Annotated in this window: 17 protein-coding genes; 10 read left to right on the forward strand and 7 right to left on the reverse strand. The window is 35.3% G+C overall.

What is annotated here, in order from left to right; all coding sequences use genetic code 11:
• Positions 1-63: 63 nt before the first annotated feature.
• The 3 genes from ACYQ5R_RS03790 to ACYQ5R_RS03800 form a co-directional block, all read right to left on the reverse strand.
• A complete protein-coding gene (locus ACYQ5R_RS03790; protein ID WP_460189579.1) occupies positions 64-321 on the reverse strand; it encodes a SemiSWEET family sugar transporter in 258 nt (85 codons plus the stop codon).
• A complete protein-coding gene (locus ACYQ5R_RS03795; RefSeq protein WP_460189580.1) occupies positions 321-3,395 on the reverse strand; it encodes a leucine--tRNA ligase in 3,075 nt (1,024 codons plus the stop codon). The genes ACYQ5R_RS03790 and ACYQ5R_RS03795 overlap by 1 nt, the downstream gene beginning before the upstream one ends.
• A gap of 71 nt (positions 3,396-3,466) precedes the next feature.
• On the reverse strand, positions 3,467-4,399 hold the full coding sequence (locus tag ACYQ5R_RS03800) for a ketopantoate reductase family protein (RefSeq protein WP_460189581.1): 933 nt from the start codon (positions 4,397-4,399) through the stop codon (positions 3,467-3,469).
• Between the two features lie 137 nt (positions 4,400-4,536).
• Here ACYQ5R_RS03800 and ACYQ5R_RS03805 point away from each other — a divergent pair, with 137 nt between their 5' ends.
• From ACYQ5R_RS03805 to ACYQ5R_RS03850, 10 genes are all read left to right on the forward strand, one after another.
• Positions 4,537-5,196, forward strand: coding sequence for a metal-dependent transcriptional regulator (locus tag ACYQ5R_RS03805; RefSeq protein WP_460189582.1), 660 nt, complete (start codon positions 4,537-4,539; stop codon positions 5,194-5,196).
• Positions 5,183-7,435, forward strand: coding sequence for a TonB-dependent receptor (locus ACYQ5R_RS03810; RefSeq protein WP_460189583.1), 2,253 nt, complete (start codon positions 5,183-5,185; stop codon positions 7,433-7,435). The genes ACYQ5R_RS03805 and ACYQ5R_RS03810 overlap by 14 nt, the downstream gene beginning before the upstream one ends.
• Before the next feature lies 1 nt (position 7,436).
• Positions 7,437-7,904, forward strand: coding sequence for a thioredoxin family protein (locus tag ACYQ5R_RS03815; protein ID WP_460189584.1), 468 nt, complete (start codon positions 7,437-7,439; stop codon positions 7,902-7,904).
• Entirely contained in the window at positions 7,898-8,722 is an 825-nt protein-coding gene (locus tag ACYQ5R_RS03820; protein WP_460189585.1) for a ZIP family metal transporter, read from the forward strand. Before ACYQ5R_RS03815 ends, ACYQ5R_RS03820 begins: the two co-directional genes overlap by 7 nt.
• A 70-nt stretch (positions 8,723-8,792) precedes the next feature.
• Positions 8,793-9,335 (forward strand): hypothetical protein, encoded by a 543-nt coding sequence (locus tag ACYQ5R_RS03825; protein ID WP_460189586.1) that lies wholly within the window; start codon positions 8,793-8,795, stop codon positions 9,333-9,335.
• Between the two features lie 9 nt (positions 9,336-9,344).
• Positions 9,345-10,079: a subclass B1 metallo-beta-lactamase gene (gene bla / locus ACYQ5R_RS03830; protein ID WP_460189587.1), complete on the forward strand. Its 735-nt coding sequence runs from the start codon at positions 9,345-9,347 to the stop codon at positions 10,077-10,079.
• Positions 10,080-10,219: 140 nt separating this feature from the next.
• The gene (locus ACYQ5R_RS03835) at positions 10,220-10,774 is read left to right on the forward strand and encodes a hypothetical protein (protein ID WP_460189588.1); all 555 of its coding nucleotides are present in this window, start codon (positions 10,220-10,222) and stop codon (positions 10,772-10,774) included.
• A gap of 88 nt (positions 10,775-10,862) precedes the next feature.
• Positions 10,863-11,408: a DUF922 domain-containing protein gene (locus ACYQ5R_RS03840; protein WP_460189589.1), complete on the forward strand. Its 546-nt coding sequence runs from the start codon at positions 10,863-10,865 to the stop codon at positions 11,406-11,408.
• Positions 11,409-11,445: 37 nt separating this feature from the next.
• Positions 11,446-12,510: a nuclease-related domain-containing protein gene (locus ACYQ5R_RS03845; protein ID WP_460189590.1), complete on the forward strand. Its 1,065-nt coding sequence runs from the start codon at positions 11,446-11,448 to the stop codon at positions 12,508-12,510.
• Positions 12,511-12,591: 81 nt separating this feature from the next.
• Complete coding sequence (locus tag ACYQ5R_RS03850; RefSeq protein ID WP_460189591.1) at positions 12,592-14,613, forward strand: S9 family peptidase; 2,022 nt, start codon at positions 12,592-12,594, stop codon at positions 14,611-14,613.
• 82 nt (positions 14,614-14,695) lie between these two features.
• On the opposite strand, the gene ACYQ5R_RS03855 is transcribed toward ACYQ5R_RS03850, so the two are convergent.
• The 4 genes from ACYQ5R_RS03855 to ACYQ5R_RS03870 form a co-directional block, all read right to left on the reverse strand.
• Positions 14,696-14,818, reverse strand: a complete 123-nt coding sequence (locus ACYQ5R_RS03855) for a FeoB-associated Cys-rich membrane protein (protein WP_460189592.1) — start codon at positions 14,816-14,818, stop codon at positions 14,696-14,698.
• A 41-nt stretch (positions 14,819-14,859) separates the two neighbouring features.
• The gene (gene feoB, locus ACYQ5R_RS03860) at positions 14,860-16,968 is read right to left on the reverse strand and encodes a ferrous iron transport protein B (RefSeq protein ID WP_460189593.1); all 2,109 of its coding nucleotides are present in this window, start codon (positions 16,966-16,968) and stop codon (positions 14,860-14,862) included.
• A 4-nt stretch (positions 16,969-16,972) separates the two neighbouring features.
• On the reverse strand, positions 16,973-17,197 hold the full coding sequence (locus tag ACYQ5R_RS03865) for a FeoA family protein (RefSeq protein WP_460189594.1): 225 nt from the start codon (positions 17,195-17,197) through the stop codon (positions 16,973-16,975).
• A 65-nt stretch (positions 17,198-17,262) separates the two neighbouring features.
• Positions 17,263-17,937, reverse strand: coding sequence for an SCO family protein (locus ACYQ5R_RS03870; RefSeq protein WP_460189595.1), 675 nt, complete (start codon positions 17,935-17,937; stop codon positions 17,263-17,265).
• Positions 17,938-18,100 lie beyond the last annotated feature (163 nt).

An 18,100-nucleotide genomic window follows, 5' to 3' on the forward strand; every position in this document is an offset into this window, starting at 1 on the left:
GACGTTTCGTAAACATGCGCAGCATTCCTTTCTGTAAAAATAAGAAATAAAGTACTGCCTAAACTACTTTTTTGAGTATCGGATTTTAAATATAAGAATGCTCATTACTACCAAACCAGAAACCAAATTTGCCAACATTATAGAAATACTATTGATGTGGTACCCATAGTAAAACCACAAACAAATACCTACAAACATTGCAATGTACATGCTAAGAGAAATATCATCTACTTCTTTGCTTTTATATATTTTAAACGCTTGCGGCACAAATGCCGAAGTCGTCAAAAAAGCTGCTATAAGTCCGATGATTTCAATATTCATCAGCCTACAATATTTACGATCTTACCTGGTACAACAATTACTTTTTTAGGAGTGCGTCCTTGCAACTGTGCTTGTGTTTTTTCGTGAGCTATTACGGCCGCTTCAATAGCATCTTTACTCATATCTAACGGCAACTCTAATTTAAAACGCATTTTACCATTAAAAGAAATTGGGTATTCTTTAGAACTCTCTACCAAATGGCTCGCCTCAAATATTGGGAACTCAGCTGTAGCAATAGAATCTTGATGGCCTAACTTTTGCCATAACTCTTCTGCAATATGAGGAGCATAAGGAGAAATTAATACAATCAAGCCTTCTAAAATTTCGCGTTTGTTACATTTTAATGCCGTTAACTCATTAACTGCAATCATAAATGAACTTACCGAGGTGTTAAAAGAGAAGTTTGCAATATCCTCATCTACTTTCTTAATGGTTTTATGCAATACCTTTAATTCATCTTTGGTGGGTTTTTCATCAGAAACCAAGAAACTACCTTCTACACCTCCATGATACAATTTCCACAATTTCTTTAAGAAAGAATACACACCAGAAATACCAGATGTTTTCCAAGGTTTTGATTGCTCTAACGGACCTAAGAACATTTCAAATAAACGCAAACTATCTGCGCCGTACTCAACACAAATGTCATCTGGGTTTACAACATTATACTTAGACTTTGACATTTTTTCGACCTCACGACCTACTTTAAATGTACCATCTTCTTCTGTTATGAATTCTGCGTCTTTATAATCTTCTCTCCAGTTTTTAAAAGCATCCTTGTCTAAAACATCAGAAGAGTCAACGAATGAAATGTCTGAATGAATCGGAAATATATCTCCTAATACAGCACAATACAATTCACTATTAATATATTTCAAATCCTTCTTATCAACAAATTCTTTAATCGAATTAAATATGAATTCTGAATATCTCTCTTGAATTTCAAAACTACTCATAATGTCTTCCCTAGAGAAACCAAATATTACAGCAAATCTTTTTAAGTTTAGTAAAGATTCTGAAATATAAATTGGCTTTTGCAATTCAATAGTTTTCAATTGTTTTTTGCTTAATCTAGTAAATGCTTTTCCAGGGTTCTCATACACCTCGTTTTTTGACCAAACCACAATGTTAGAAAGTCTTTTAACGAAAGCACTTGTCCCTGTAATCATCCCTTGGTTGATTAGCTTTTTAGCAAACTCATCTTTTGGTACATAACCTCTATCAAACATAAATTTTTGCCAAAAACGAGAATACAATAAGTGACCCGTTGCATGCTCAGAACCTCCTATATACAAATCAACATCTTGCCAATAGTTTATAGCTTCTTCAGAAAAAATAACTTCACTATTTGATGGGTCCATATACCTGTTAAAATACTGTGAGCTACCTGCCCACCCTGGCATGGTGTTTAATTCTAGTGGGAATATTGTTTGATTATCTATTAAATCATTATTTACAACCTCAGCAGTTTCAGTATCCCAAGCCCAAACTGTGGCATTACCTAATGGTGGTCTACCATCTTCTGTTGGTAAGTATTTTTCTACTTCAGGCAATTCAATTGGCAAATGTGCCGCATCAATCATTTGAGGCATTCCGTCTTTGTAATACACTGGAAATGGTTCTCCCCAATAACGTTGACGGCTAAATACCGCATCTCTCAATCTATAGTTTATTTTGCCAAAACCAATACCGCGTTGTTCCATCTCATAAATAACCGTTTTCATAGCTTTCTTATACTTCAAGCCATTTAAAAAGTCTGAGTTTGCAATAACAGTATTGTCTTTATCAGCAAAAGCTTCTTCAGAAATATCTACACCTTCAAAGATGTTCGGAATTTCGATACCAAAGTGTTTTGCAAAATCGTAATCGCGTTGGTCTCCACAAGGCACGGCCATTACAGCTCCTGTACCATAACTAGCTAACACATAATCACCAATCCAAATCGGCACCGGTTCTTTTGTAAATGGGTGCTCTGCATATGCTCCGGTAAAAACCCCTGAAATGGTTTTTACATCGGCCAAACGATCGCGTTCACTTCTTTTAGCAGTGGCATCTTGATAAGCCTCAACAGCTTCCTTTTGCTCATCTGTAACGATTTTCGACACCAATTCATGCTCCGGAGCTAAAGTCATAAAACTCACTCCAAAAATGGTGTCAGGTCGTGTAGTAAATACATCTATTTTTGCATCGTAACCTTTTACATCAAAAGATACCATTGCTCCTTGCGAGCGACCAATCCAATTGGTTTGAGCATCTTTTAAAGGTTGTGGCCAATCGATACCGTTTAATCCATCTAATAAGCGTTGTGCATAAGCCGAAATTCGCATAGACCATTGGGTCATTTTTTTACGAACTACTGGATGTCCACCACGCTCAGAAACTCCGTTTACAATCTCATCGTTTGCCAAAACTGTTCCTAAAGCAGGACACCAGTTTACTTCTGTATCAGATAAATACGTTAAACGGTATTGCAATAAAATAGCTTCTTGTTCTTTAACTGAATAGGCCTTCCATTCATCCGCAGAAAAAGTAGTTACATCTTCATCACTTGCAGCATTTACTTGCCCATTACCATCAGCCTCAAAAATTGCAATTAAGGTTGAGATATCTTCTGCCTTGTCTGCGTTTTTGTTGTACCAAGAATTAAACAGTTGAATAAAAATCCACTGGGTCCATTTGTAATAATCAGGATTAGAAGTTCGCACTTCCCTAGACCAATCAAATGAAAAACCAATACTATCTAACTGCCTTCTATAGGTAGTAATATTTTGCTCTGTAGTCTTTGCTGGATGCTGCCCAGTTTGAATAGCGTATTGTTCAGCAGGTAATCCAAAAGAATCATACCCCTGTGGGTGTAATACATTAAATCCTTTATGACGTTTGTAACGTGCATAAATATCAGAGGCAATATACCCTAACGGATGCCCAACGTGCAATCCGGCACCAGATGGATACGGAAACATATCCAATACATAATATTTAGGTTTCTCTAAAGTATTACTTGCTTTAAAGGTTTGATTGGCTGCCCAGTAAGCTTGCCATTTCTTTTCAATTTCCTGATGATTGTAACTCATAACGCACTCAACAATTTGACGTGTTTCTTTAAGTGCGCAAAGATACTGCTAATCTTGAAAAGAATAAAGTATTATTTCAGCCCTCTTGCAATTTGTTCTTGAGGCAATAAACAATTGTAAATAAATGCATTTACAGGAGTTAAAACCCCTAGTTTTTTACCTTGTTTAACGATGTAGCCATTAAAGTTTTCTAGTTCTGATGGTCTTCCTTCCATTATATCACGTTGTGTAGAAGCGGTAGCCTTGTAGGGTTGACTCTCTATAAATGACAACATGGTTTGGTCAAACCCATCTGGCAGGTTTATTCGAAGTGCCTTAGCAATCTCCAACATCTCTTCTATGGTTCGATGCAATAATGTTCTTGTTCCCTTATTTTCAAACATCGCTCCGATTGAGACTCTTGTTAAAGCTCCTAACCCACTTACGGTATTAATAAAAATATACTTCTTCCACATATCAGAAAGTACATCTTGTGATAGTGTGGTTTTAAAACTTGCCTTTTCGAGTTCGCTATTAATGCTTTCTACTTTATCATTTGTTACTTGTGTCAAGTTTCCAAAAATCAATTCCGGAGGGAATCCAAAGTGATTAATGACACCTGGTGCTTCAACTTTTGCATAAATTCTGCAAAATCCACCTAACAAATTCTCTGCTGGAATCGTTTCTTGCAATTGGGCAATATGTGCAACGCTATTCTGAAGTGGTAATACCATAGTATGCTCTTGCAACAACGCTTTTATGTCAGGAATAATCGCAGCCACCTGCCAAGATTTAACACCCAATAAAATCAAATCAAAATCTGGTTTGAGTTCTTTAGGGTTTGCGGTTACACACACCTTCTTTAGCAAAAAGTCGCCATCAATACTCTTTATTTGTAATCCGTTTTGCTTGATCGCCTCTAAATGCGCACCACGTGCAATAAATGATACTTCATGACCTACTTGTGCCAATCGACCTCCAAAATAACCCCCAACACCCCCGGTGCCAAAAACCAATATTTTCATTCTAAAATTTTACATGCAAGATACAAAAGAAACGGAGCCCTTAAAACATCTTAAGACAAAGCTATTAAAGGTTGTCTATTTATATTTTTTAGTTAAATTTGTATAATTTTTAAGCTTACTTAAATTTTTATTTTACCATGTCTGTAGCTATAGAGAATTTTGTGAAAACAATTTATCAGTTAGATGTTTTACATCATGCCGATACCAAACCAGGTAATATCGCAAAAAAACTAAGCATTACCAATGCTGCAGCTACCGATATGGCACGTAAATTAGCAACCAAAGATTTGTTGATTTACGAAAAATACAAACCACTAAAGCTAACAGAATTAGGTGAAAAAATGGCCTTGAACGTCATTCGAAAGCACCGATTATGGGAGTCGTTGTTGTTCAAACTATTTGATATGTCTTTACATGACATACATCGAGAAGCGGAATTATTAGAGCACCAAACTTCGGATTTATTAGCAAATAGAATCTCGGCATATTTAGGTCATCCAAAATTTGATCCACACGGAGACCCAATTCCAAATGAAGATGGTGTTATTACAACAAAAGATACTTCTGTGGTAATGTCTCAAGCTTTAGAGGGTAAAACCTATGTAATTTCTCGATTGGTTAGCGACAACAAAGAATTCTTCGATTTTTGTGTTGAACATCATCTAAACAACGGAGCAGAAATTACTGTTCAAAAGCAATTCACAAGCAGCAAGATGACTCAGATTATTGTGAATGGCAACACCTTATTATTAAACCAAGATTTTACAGATATCATTTTTTTAAATGAATTCAATTAAGCACTTTTTAGTCTGCATTGGGTGTTTATTCTTTGGGCAATTAATGGCTCAAAACACCATAAAAGGAACTGTTACGTCCAAAGGAGATCCTTTGCCTTTTGCCAATATTTATATTGAAAACACCAATTACGGAACCACTGCGGACGAATACGGAAATTATATATTAGAGGATATTGCAAATGGAGATTACACACTGGTGGCCTCTTTTACTGGCTTGAATGAAAAACGTAAAAACGTCAATGTATATAGAAGCATGGTAATAGATTTTGAGTTTGAAGCTACCTCATCTCTTGATGAAGTGGTAATTTCAGGTACTCTAAAACCCGTTTCTAGATCTTCTACTCCAGTACCGGTTGAAGTATATGCACCATCATTTTTTAAAAAGAACCCAACACCAAATATTTTTGACGCTTTACAAAATGTTAATGGCGTAAGACCCCAGTTAAATTGTAATGTCTGTAATACGGGTGATATTCACATTAACGGTCTTGAAGGTCCTTACACCCTAGTATTGATTGATGGAATGCCCATTGTTTCAGGACTATCTACAGTATATGGTTTGTCTGGTATTCCAAATGCTTTAATGGAGCGCGTAGAAATTGTTAAAGGTCCTGCCTCTTCTTTATATGGTAGTGAAGCTGTTGGTGGTTTGATTAATATTATAACTAAAAAGCCAAGTTCTGCACCGCGCTTTTTTGCTGATGCGAATGTAACATCGTGGTTAGAATACAATGTTGATGTGGGTATGAAAGCTAGTCTTGGCAATTCCGATGTTCTAACGGGGATTAATTATTACAATTACAACAATCCAATAGATAACAACAACGACAACTTTACAGATGTTACTCTACAAGATCGTATTTCGGTTTTTCAAAAGTGGAATATTGCCCGAAAGAGTAATAAGGTATTCTCATTAGCAGGTCGCTATTTTTACGAAGATCGTTGGGGAGGCGAAATGCAATGGAACAAATCGTATAGAGGTGGCGATGAAGTGTACGGTGAATCAATCTACACCTCAAGATGGGAATTTTTAGGAAGCTATCAATTACCAACCAAAGCTCCTTTAATGTTAAACGTTTCTTATACAGACCACGATCAAAACTCTGTGTATGGAGACACCCCATACCTTGCCAAACAGCGCATAGGTTTTGGTCAATTAACTTGGGATACCTCAACAAAGAATCACGACCTTTTATTTGGAACTGCTGTTCGCTATCAATTTTATAACGACAATACACCGGCAACCGAAACGGATGACGAGGTAACCATACCAAGTTTATTTGCTCAAGATGAAATCAAACTATCTCAAAAGCACACCTTGCTATTGGGTATGCGCTATGATTACGATAGCAGACATGGCAATATCTTTACACCGCGATTGGCGTATAAATGGAATACAGGAAAAAACAGTATCCTACGTTTAAATGCGGGGACAGGATTTAGGGTTGTAAATCTATTTACAGAAGAACACGCTGCACTAACAGGTGCCCGCGATGTAATAATTGCTGAAGAATTAGAACCAGAAAAATCGTACAACGCGAACCTAAATTTCTTGACAAAAATATTTGCTGAAAATGGCACCTTTATAGGTCTTGACGCCTCTGCATGGTATACCTATTTTGAGAATGCAATTATACCAGATTACGACACCAACCCGAATCAAATTATTTATGATAATCTAGACGGTCATGCGGTAACCACCGGGGTAAGTGCGAATGTAGATATCATTTTTAACAATGGTATTAAAGCCCTTTTAGGAGCAACGTATATGAGTGTTACAAATACCGAAGATGGTGTAACCAAACAACAAATTCTTACAGAAAAATTCTCTGGTACTTGGGCTATATCTTATAAAATTCAAGATTGGAATTTAAACATAGATTACACAGGTAACATCTACGGACCAATGCGTTTGCCTTTATTAGGGGATTTGGACCCAAGGCAAGAATACTCACCCTATTGGAGTCTTCAAAACATACAATTTACCTATGATGGTTGGAATGATTTTGAAATATATGGCGGTTTAAAAAACTTATTGAATTGGACACCAAACAAAGGAAATCCATTTATAATTGCTAGAGCCAACGACCCATTTGATAAAGATGTTATCTTTGATAATGATGGTACTGTAGTGCCAACACCAGATAATCCATATGCATTGACCTTTGACCCGTCATATGTTTATGCTCCAAATCAAGGCATCAGAGGATTTGTTGGTATTAGATACAATTTAAACTAAGATGAAAAAAGTACTAAGTATACTCTATTGTTTTTGGGGCGTCCTTTTATGGGCCCAAACCTCAACGTATACTTTTGAAGCACTAGATAGTTTGCAAAAAATTGAACCAAAACCGGTGGTTGTTTTTATTCACACAGATTGGTGCAAGGTGTGTGATTTGATGGATCATAGTGCCATACAAACAAAAAAGGTTTCTAAAATATTAAACGAATCTTTTTATTATGTGCCTCTCAACGCAGAGGATAAAAACCCCATATCGTTTAACAATCACACTTTTCAGTTCAAGCATACTGGTGCAACTACTGGCGTGCACGAATTGGCCGTGAGTTTAGGGCTGATGGACGATGGATTGGCATACCCCACACTCACAATTTTAAATACAGAAAACGAAATTATATTTCAACATAATTCATTACTAACTAAAAGAGAATTGACCACAATTTTTACTAAAATATTAGCAACATGGTAGATCAAATTATTGCGTATTTCGAATCTATAGACCCCGTTTTGGCAGCCTTATATGCCACATTATTTACCTGGGGTCTCACCGCAGCAGGTGCCGCTTTGGTATTTTTATTTAAAGGAATGAACCGCGCCCTATTTGACGGCCTATTAGGATTTACCGGAGGAGTTATGGTAGCTGCGAGTTTTTGGAGTTTACTATCACCAGGAATTGAGATGAGTCCGGGAGAGGGATTTGTAAAAGTAATTCCCGCAGCAGTTGGATTTGCCTTAGGTGCCTTGTTCTTATTTGGCCTCGATAAAATTTTACCGCACTTACACGTAAACTTTAAAGAGTCTGAAAAAGAAGGTGTAAAAACACCATGGCATAAAACAACCTTATTGGTATTGGCAATTACGCTGCACAACATACCAGAAGGCTTAGCCGTTGGTGTGCTTTTTGGAGGCGTAGCTGCAGGTTTTGAAGGTGCGTCTATTGGTGGTGCAGTTGCATTAGCTATCGGAATTGGCTTGCAAAATTTCCCTGAAGGTTTTGCAGTTTCTATGCCTATAAGAAGACAAGGCCACAGCAAATGGAAGAGCTTTTGGTACGGTCAAATGAGCGCGATTGTAGAACCTATTGCAGCCGTTATTGGTGCAGTTGCAGTAATTACATTTCAACCTATTTTACCCTATGCCCTAGCCTTTGCAGCTGGTGCAATGATATTTGTTGTGGTAGAAGAAGTAATACCTGAAACGCAGCGCGATAAATATACAGATGTAGCAACGCTTGGTTTTATTTTAGGATTTATCGTTATGATGACTTTAGATGTTGGTTTAGGATAAAATTTTAATCAATTATATTTGGAAGGTCTTCAAATGAAGTTTAAAACCTAACCAACAAACAAACCCTTAAATGGAAAAGACTGCCAATGCAATTACTGCATTTTTCGATGTAAATTTTAAAAAGAAGTTTTTATTAAGTATTTCAATTCCCTTTTTAATTTCTCTCATATATTTTATAGACATCTCTATTCTTCCTGCAAGAACTTTTGATGACGAAATAGTAGAAACAAACAATATTTCTCACAGTTCTAGTGCTGGAGGCACTTCTATGAGACAAGAAAAAAAAGTGGGGAAAGATTTTACAACACAGAAAGGATATCATTTTTCAACTTTAAAAGCAGCACCTTTGCCAGGTGGAATTAGGATTGAAATTACACCCATCTTCAAAACAGTAAAATCTGTACATAAGGGTAAAAGAAAATTAGATGTTCAATCTGGTTTGGAGGGAATAAATGGATTACTACTGATAGGCTTTCTTATTTCCTCAACAATTTCAATTTGCTATACACTTTTAAAAAAATCTATTAGTGAAGACGCTCGATTAAACTTAATATATATTAACATTTTACTCATTTGTGTTTGGGGCTATGGATTTTATAAATTTGTGCTTTAAATCATTCTTTTGAAAAGTCATCTTTACATTTATATTCCCCTATTTGCTTTGCTATTTCAAAGCTGTATAAAAGATAAAATAACGTATGCCTATAAGAGTGATACTTTAAAAATCATTCAACTTTCAGAAAAGGTGTATCAGCATACATCGTATTTAAAAACACAGAGCTTTGGGAACGTACCTTGCAACGGTATGTTGGTTATAGACCAGAACCAAGCCATTGTTGTTGATACTCCAACAGATGATGCTGTGACTGTTGAATTAATGAACTGGTTGCAAGTTTTAAATAACTATGAAATAAAGGCAGTTGTGGCAACTCATTTTCACGAAGACTGTTTGGGAGGTCTAAATGCATTTCATCAAGAGCAGATTCCATCATATGCCTCTAACAAAACCATTGCTTTAGCAAAAGAAGCCCAATTTCCGATTCCACAAATAGGGTTCGATAGCATACAGCAAATAGACGTTGGAGCCATTACGGCAACTTTGCAATTTTTTGGAGAAGGCCACACTATAGATAATTGCGTTGTGCATGTACCGAGCGAACAAGCATTGTTTGGTGGTTGTTTGATTAAAACACTAAAAGCCGGCAAAGGCAACTTAGCCGATGCCAATACACAATCTTGGTCTGAAACAGTAGCAAAAATACAAACCACATATCCTGACATTCAACTTGTAATTCCGGGTCATGGGCCTTCTGGCGATGCTGCACTCTTAGAGTATACAAGAAACTTGTTTAAATAAAACATCTTTATTCCGCTCCTAATCAATTGATAACCTATTGGTTGCTACAACCCAGTGATTTTTTAACATTTTATTTAAGTTAAAACGCGTAACAGCGGCATCATATTGGCGTCTATTTTGCGAATTAAAAATTGAATAAAATGAAAAACTTTAAATCACTATTCCAAACTACACTACTCATATGCATATCTGTGGTATTCATACAATGTTCTGATGATGATGATTCTCCCCAAACCATTCCACTTTTTGCGGAATCAGAAATGCAATTGATACATGGAGGTAGTTCACAATCATGGCGCATTACTGAAATAATTAACAATTATTACGACCCCAACTACGATTTAGAAATTACCTTAGATTGTGTGACTGATGATGTATATACTTTTCATGCAGATACAGAAGACGTGACAATTACCTATGGTGATGTTCTGTGCTTTGAAGATATTGAGGATGGTATTTTTACAGCAGACCACGAGTTTTTTGAAAGTCACTTACTAATGTTATACCCAGAAGATAGAGCTTCTATTTATTTGCATTTTGCAAGGGGCTATATCAATGAAGATCAAACGGCCATGGGTAGCACATTCACCTATTATCAATTGGCAGAATTATCAGAAAACAGAATGATTTTTGTAAGAGAATCTGAATATCTAGGAGACTATAATCAAGCGTTGATTTTTGAACGAATTGATTAAAACAAGTCTAAATCAAAAGTGAAACTAGCAACTGAACTCAATTCTTCTGCTATATATTCGTTGTAGGTAATACATCAAAATATTTTTAATGAAAATCAAACAACTTATAGTTTTCGTAGTAGCAGTAATTCTCTCTAGTTTCACTTTTGCTCAAAATGAAATTCCATGGCGCGCAGATCAACGTTTATCTTGGGTTGATTTTGAAGCAACACCCGATGAAACTATAGATGCTTATGCCGTAACTTCTACCATGATTCAAGTAGTACCAGAACAGGTAATGGTAGATGCTAACAATCGAATGAAAAATTATCGCGACTTAACAGTGGAGGTTTATTTTATAAAAAATAGATCTTGGGTTTTACAACGAGACGACAACCTTTTAAAGCACGAACAATTGCATTTTGATATAGCCGCTTTGTACGCCCAAAAAATAAAAAGAGCTTTTAAAAAGTTACAGAACAATAAGGTGCGAGACTTTGATGCATATCTAAACATTTACGAAAACCTATTTGCAGAAAGTAGAAAAGTACAAGGGCAATACGACAATGAAACCAATCATGGTATAGATACCGATGCCAACGCCGTATGGACTGAAAAAATACATAGCCAGTTAGAAGACAAACCGTTGAAATGATTTGATTTGGTATCTTTGTACTCCCAATTAAACCTTGATGGCAGTTGTAATAGGCCAAATAGAATCTCTTAAAAATTTGCGTTCAGAATTAGATAGAAGAAATATAGATCTATTTAATTCTATAAATGATATTAAAAGTTTTACCAGAACATACTCTAGTAAGAAAAATGAAATTTTTAATCATTTTGAGAATGAAATTAATGATGAAATTAGAAGTTTAAATCTCCGTTTAAAAAAAAAATCTTCAAAGCTTCCAGATTTAAAAGAGAAAGCAATTCAAGATTTTGAAAATAGAATTGCTCTGAAAAAAGAAAATAAATTAAAGCTAGAAAAGAGAAAAGTTAAAGCCAACCTTATTTATAAGTGGATTCTTTCTTACAAAATTAAGACCCTTCAAAAAAGCTTAAATAATTTATCCGATAATTTTGATTTCTTAGTAGAAAAGTCAATTCAAAATATTCAAAATAAAATAACCAACGACTCTCAACGATTAGAATATCTTTCCGATAATATAGATTCGGAATTAAAACTTAGATCGAGTTTAAAAATTGAAAAGTTAAAAAAAGTAAAGGAAGCAATTGAAGAGTTAAAACCTCTAATTGCTGGTGCTGTTGGTGAGAATTTAGTAGAAAAAGAGATCCGTAAGCTTTCAGATGATTACATTTTAATAAACGATTTCAATGAGTCGTTCAATCCGCCTCTTTTTAATAGAAGAACAAATGACAGAATTTATTCGGTGCAAATTGATCATTTATTAATTTCAAAATCTGGCATATTCATATTAGAAACAAAAAATTGGAGTAGAGATTCGATAAATTCACTTGACTTAAGGTCTCCAGTAGAGCAAATTCAAAGAACAAGTTTTGCTGTTTTTCTATTAGTTAATAACAATGTTAGTTTAAACTATCACCATTGGGGAGAAAAACAAATTCCTATTAGAAATGTTATCGTAATGATAAATGCAAAACCCAATAAAGAATTTAAACATGTCAAAATAAAGTTACTTAGTGAATTGAATAATTACATCCAATATTTTGATCCAATATTAACTAAAAACGAAGTTGATCGAATTGCTAGTTATCTAAGTGATTATCGCTATTAGATTTACAATTCAATTTTTACACGACTCCTTTTTGATAAGCAATCACACATTTTGTAATTTCACAATTCTAAAAATTACAATATGAATCGCCTAGTATTATTTACTGTGGCAATGCTGTTTGTTCAGACCAGTATTGCACAAGAAAAACCAGTTTTACAAGCCTTAGATGTATTTGAATTAGAGTTTGCTTCTGATCCTCAAATAGCACCAGATGCTTCTCAAATTGTATATCGTCGTAATGGTTTTGATATTATGAAAGATACACCAAAGGGCAATCTTTGGATTCTTAATTCTGACGGCAGTAATCATCGCAAACTTACCACAAGAGAGGTTAGCGAGTCACAAGCTCGTTGGTCGCCAACTGGAGACCGTATTGCTTTTGTAAGCAGTACAGCCGAGGGTTCTGAAATTTATATGTATTGGGTTGCCAATGGGCAAATTGCCAAATTAACACAGTTACCGGCATCCCCTAGTTCTCTAACTTGGGCACCAGACGGGAAACAATTGGCTTTTACAATGAAAGTCGTTGCCAAATCTCCGGTGATTGCAAAAATGCCGAAAGCACCTAAAGGTGCGAAATGGGCTGAAGGTGCTCGAGTTACCAACCGCTTAAAACACGAAGCCGATGGAGCAGGATATATCAAACCTGGATTTACACATATTTTTACGGTACCTGCAGAAGGAGGTTCCGCAAGACAATTAACAAGTGGTAACTTTAATCATGGCGGGGCTTTATCATTTACTTCAGATGGTAAATCCATTTATTTCTCTGCTAATAGAAATTACGATTGGGAATACGATTTTAGAAACAGTGAAGTGTATAAGGTAGCTATTGCCACTAAAGAGATCCATCAAATTACAAATCAACAAGGTCCTGATTACAGTCCAAAAGTTTCGCCAGATAACAAGTGGGTTGCTTATCTAGGATTTGAAGATAAAGTGCAAGCGCATCAAACTACTTATTTACATTTAATGAAATTAGATGGAAGTGGTAAAAAAGTACTTTCAAAAAAATTAGATAGAAACATCTCTAACATTACTTGGGATACTAAAAGCAATGGTCTTTATTTTTCATACGATGATTTAGGAAATACAAAAATTGCCTACATCTCACTTAATGGTAAAATATCAGATATTACCAATAACATGGGTGGCACTACATTGGGAAGACCTTACGCTTCTGGATCGTTTAGTGTTGCCACAAATGGCGCCATAGCGTTTACACATACTACACCCGAAAGACCAGCTGATTTGGCTGTTATTACTGAAAATAAGCTTTCAAAAATTACTGCTTTAAACGAAGATATTTTAGGACATCGTACTTTAGGAACAACAGAAGAAGTGTGGTATGAATCTTCTGTAGACGGACGTAAAATTCAAGGTTGGATTGTAAAGCCTCCTCATTTTGATGCCAATAAACAATACCCACTTTTAGTTGAAAATCACGGTGGACCTATTTTAAATTATGGCGATCGATTTACAACAGAAATACAATTGTATGCTGCGGCAGGGTATGTAGTCTTTTATCCAAACCCAAGAGGAAGTACAAGTTATGGTGAAGAGTTTGCCAATTTATTATACAACAACTACCCAGGTGAAGATTACAACGATGTGATGGATGGAGTTGATTATTTAATTGAGAAAGGCATTGCTCATGAAGATCAGTTGTACGTTACTGGTGGTAGTGCTGGCGGTATTATGACTGCATGGATGATTGGAAAAAACAATCGTTTTGAGGCAGCGGTTGTTGCAAAACCAGTGATGAACTGGATTAGCAAAACACTGGTTGCCGACAACTACTACGGCTATGCCAATTCGCGTTACCCTGGGCAACCTTGGGAAAATTTTGAAACCTATTGGAAATTCTCTCCTATTTCATTAGTGGGTAATATTGAAACGCCAACAATGGTAATGGTTGGTATGAATGATTTACGCACGCCTCCTAGTGAAGCCAAACAACTCTATCACGCATTAAAATTGCGAAAGATTGAAACGGTGTTGGTTGAAATTCCTGGAGCATCACATGGTATTGCTAGACGCCCAAGTCAGTTAATTAGTAAAGTAGCCCATACCTTGGCATGGTTTGAAAAGTATAGAGATTAGATGCTTCGACAAGCTCAGTATGATAATTCTCAATCTTTTATAAAAGTCAAAAAGCCATCATTTCTGATGGCTTTTCTTTTATTTAATGACATCCGCATGAGTCTTTATCACATGCATTAGCAGATTTTGGTTTCCAAAAAAACTTTTTAACCAAAAAACCAAAAGCCAAAGCAACTAAAACAAATACGCCTATTTCCTGTATCATATCTACTGTTTGTTTGTCGTAAAAGAAAAATATTCTTTCATTTAACTTAATATTTGATAAGCAATCAACGAAGAAACAAATGCCAACACGCTCATTCCTACCAATTGCAATATAGGCCATCTCCAACTATTCGTTTCTTTTTTTACAATAGCCAATGTACTCATACATTGCATTGCAAAAGCATAGAATAATAGCAAAGAAACTCCCGTGGCCATATTAAACACAGCCGTACCATCAGCTCTTGTTTCTTGTGCCATTCTATTTTTTATAGTATCGCCTTCCTCATCTGCACTACCAACACTATAAATGGTTGCCAATGTTCCTACAAACACCTCTCTTGCCGCAAAAGATGTTACAAGTGCAATACCGATTTTCCAATCATAACCTAAAGGGGTAATCACAGGTTCCATACCTTTACCTACGATTCCAATAAATGAGTGTTCTAACTTATATGAGGCAATGGCATCTTCTAATTCAACTTCCGATAAATTATCATTTACCGTGGCTTCTGTAACAATAGCTTCTGCATTGTTAAAATTTTCTCCAGGTCCATACGATGCTAAAAACCATAGCACAATTGAGATTGCCAAAATAATTTTACCCGCCTCAAAAACAAATGCCTTTGTTTTTTCTAATACGTTTATTCCAACGTTTTTTGGTAATGGCATTTTATAATCAGGCATCTCAACTACAAAATACGATCTACTTTTAATTTTTAAGGTCTTATTTAAAATGTATGCCGATAAAATAGCCATCCCAAATCCTAATAGGTATAAAGACATTAATGTTAATCCTTGCGCATTAAAAACACCTAAAACTTCTGTATCTGGAATAACAAGTGAAATTAATATTGCATATACTGGCAAACGAGCAGAACAAGTAGTAAACGGAGTTACCAAAATGGTAATTAAACGCTCTTTCCAACTTTCAATATTTCTTGTTGCCATTACTGCAGGAATTGCGCATGCAGTACCAGAAATTAACGGCACTACACTTTTACCACTTAATCCAAATCGGCGCATAATTCTATCCATTAAGAACACTACACGACTCATGTATCCACTTTCTTCTAACAAAGAAATAAACAAGAATAATACAGCAATCTGAGGAATGAAAATAACAACGCCACCAAGGCCCGCAATAATTCCGTCTGCAATTAAATCTGTGAGTTTACCTTCAGGTAAAACATCTTTTGTCCAATCTGCTAAAGAGGCAAAAGAAGCATCTATAAAGTCCATTGGAATGCTACTCCACTCAAATATAGACTGAAATATCAATAATAAAATTCCAAAGAAAATTACATAACCAAATATGCGATGGGTAAGAATTCTATCAAGTCTACTTCGTAAATCTGTAGCTTTAGATTTGTCAACTTCATATCCCTTTTTAAGCGCGTTATTAATTAATTTATAGCGCGCTATTGTTTCCTTATGTTGCATTCTTCGCAACTCTGAAGCCGATTTTGTTCCAAAGGAAGTAGCATCTTCTATTTCTTTACGATCGAGTTTTCCAAAATTAATATCTTGTGTTATTACCAACCACAATTTATAAAGTGACTGATTCGGAAACGCTTTTTTTAATCCATCAAAATACGTCTTATCTATAGTAGCAATATCTAATGCTTTATTAGGTTTTAAATTGCGATAATTTTGAAGACCTTCTTTTATCTCATCTATTCCTTCATTTTTTCTAGAACTAATGAGTACTATTTTAGTGTTGAGCTCTTTTTCTAAAACTTCTATATCAACAGAAATACCCTTGCGTTTCATTCTGTCTGACATATTTATTGCCAAGATTGTAGGAATTTCTAAATCTTGAATTTGGGTAAATAGTAATAAGTTTCGCTTCAGATTTTCAACATCTGTAATTACCACTGTAACATCAGGATAATCTTCGTTGTTCTTATTCATTAACAACTCAATCACAACGCTTTCATCTAACGAAGAGGCATTTAAACTATACGTACCTGGAAGATCAATAATTTTTGCCTTTTGATGTCGGGTTAGTTTGCAATACCCAACTTTCTTTTCTACGGTAATACCAGGATAATTTCCAACTTGTTGGTTCAACCCAGTAAGGTGATTAAACACTGAAGTTTTACCAGTATTTGGGTTACCTATTAATGCAACTTTTAACAACTCTGTACTCATAAAATTAGATGCGCTTAATCGTTATTTTTTCAGCAGTTGCCTTTCTAATCGCTACATAGCTGTCGTTTAAATTTAAATAAAGAGGGTCGTGATTAGGGGCAAATTGCACCACTTCAACAGTGCTACCGGGTAGGCATCCCATTTCAATAAGTTTTAAAGGAATCGCTTCAATTTCAAAATCTTCTATGATTCCGCGTTCTCCTTTTTTTAAAGTTGCGATTGTTTGCATGCAGTCACTAAAATAGGGCTCAAATATACTAAATTAGAATCGTTCTAAAGTAAGAGCAGAACGTATTATTTATTCTCAGACTGAAGTAATTTAATATCTTCTATAAGTTGCTCTACTTCTTCTCTATCAGTACCGTCGTAATATCCTCTTATACGATTTTTACTATCTATCAAAACAAAGTTCTCGGTATGAATAAAATCTTGCTCTCCTCCATCACCCTCATCCAAAACGGCAAAATAACTCTTACGCGCTAAATCGTAAATGTGTTTTTTATCTCCTGTAGTAATATGCCACTTACGATCGTCTACCCCTTTTATATCGGCATATTCTCTAAGTACAGGTATCGAATCCATTACGGGAGTTACACTATGCGATAACAACATGACGGTAGAATCATTTAAAAATTCATCTTGCACCAAAGCCATATTATTGGTCATTATTGGGCAAATGGTTTGACATCGGGTAAAGAAAAAATCTGCAACGTAAATCTTGTTTTCAAAATCTTCTTGAGTTATTGTTTCACCATTCTGATTGGTCAATTTAAAATCACCTATTTTATGGTTAGATCTTACATGTTTTACAGAAGCATCCACCAACCTCGGATTCACATCGGCAGGATTGTACACAGGGAGTCTTTTATCTGGATTTAAAATACTGTAAATGGTAAAAATTACCACCACAGAAAACACAGACATGATAATTATAGTAGGTAATGATTTTTTAAAAAAAGACAACTTCATAACTGATTGCAAAGGTACTACGCTTTATACTTTTTTTGCATTAAAATTGTAACTATTTCAATCAATTGAGACCAAAAACTATGTTAAATAAAAGGAGTTAACTAAAACAACTGTTTCACAACTCTATATAAAAATGTACATTTGTGCGTTTTTATACTTTGAA

This window comes from Urechidicola sp. KH5 (genome assembly GCF_054661455.1).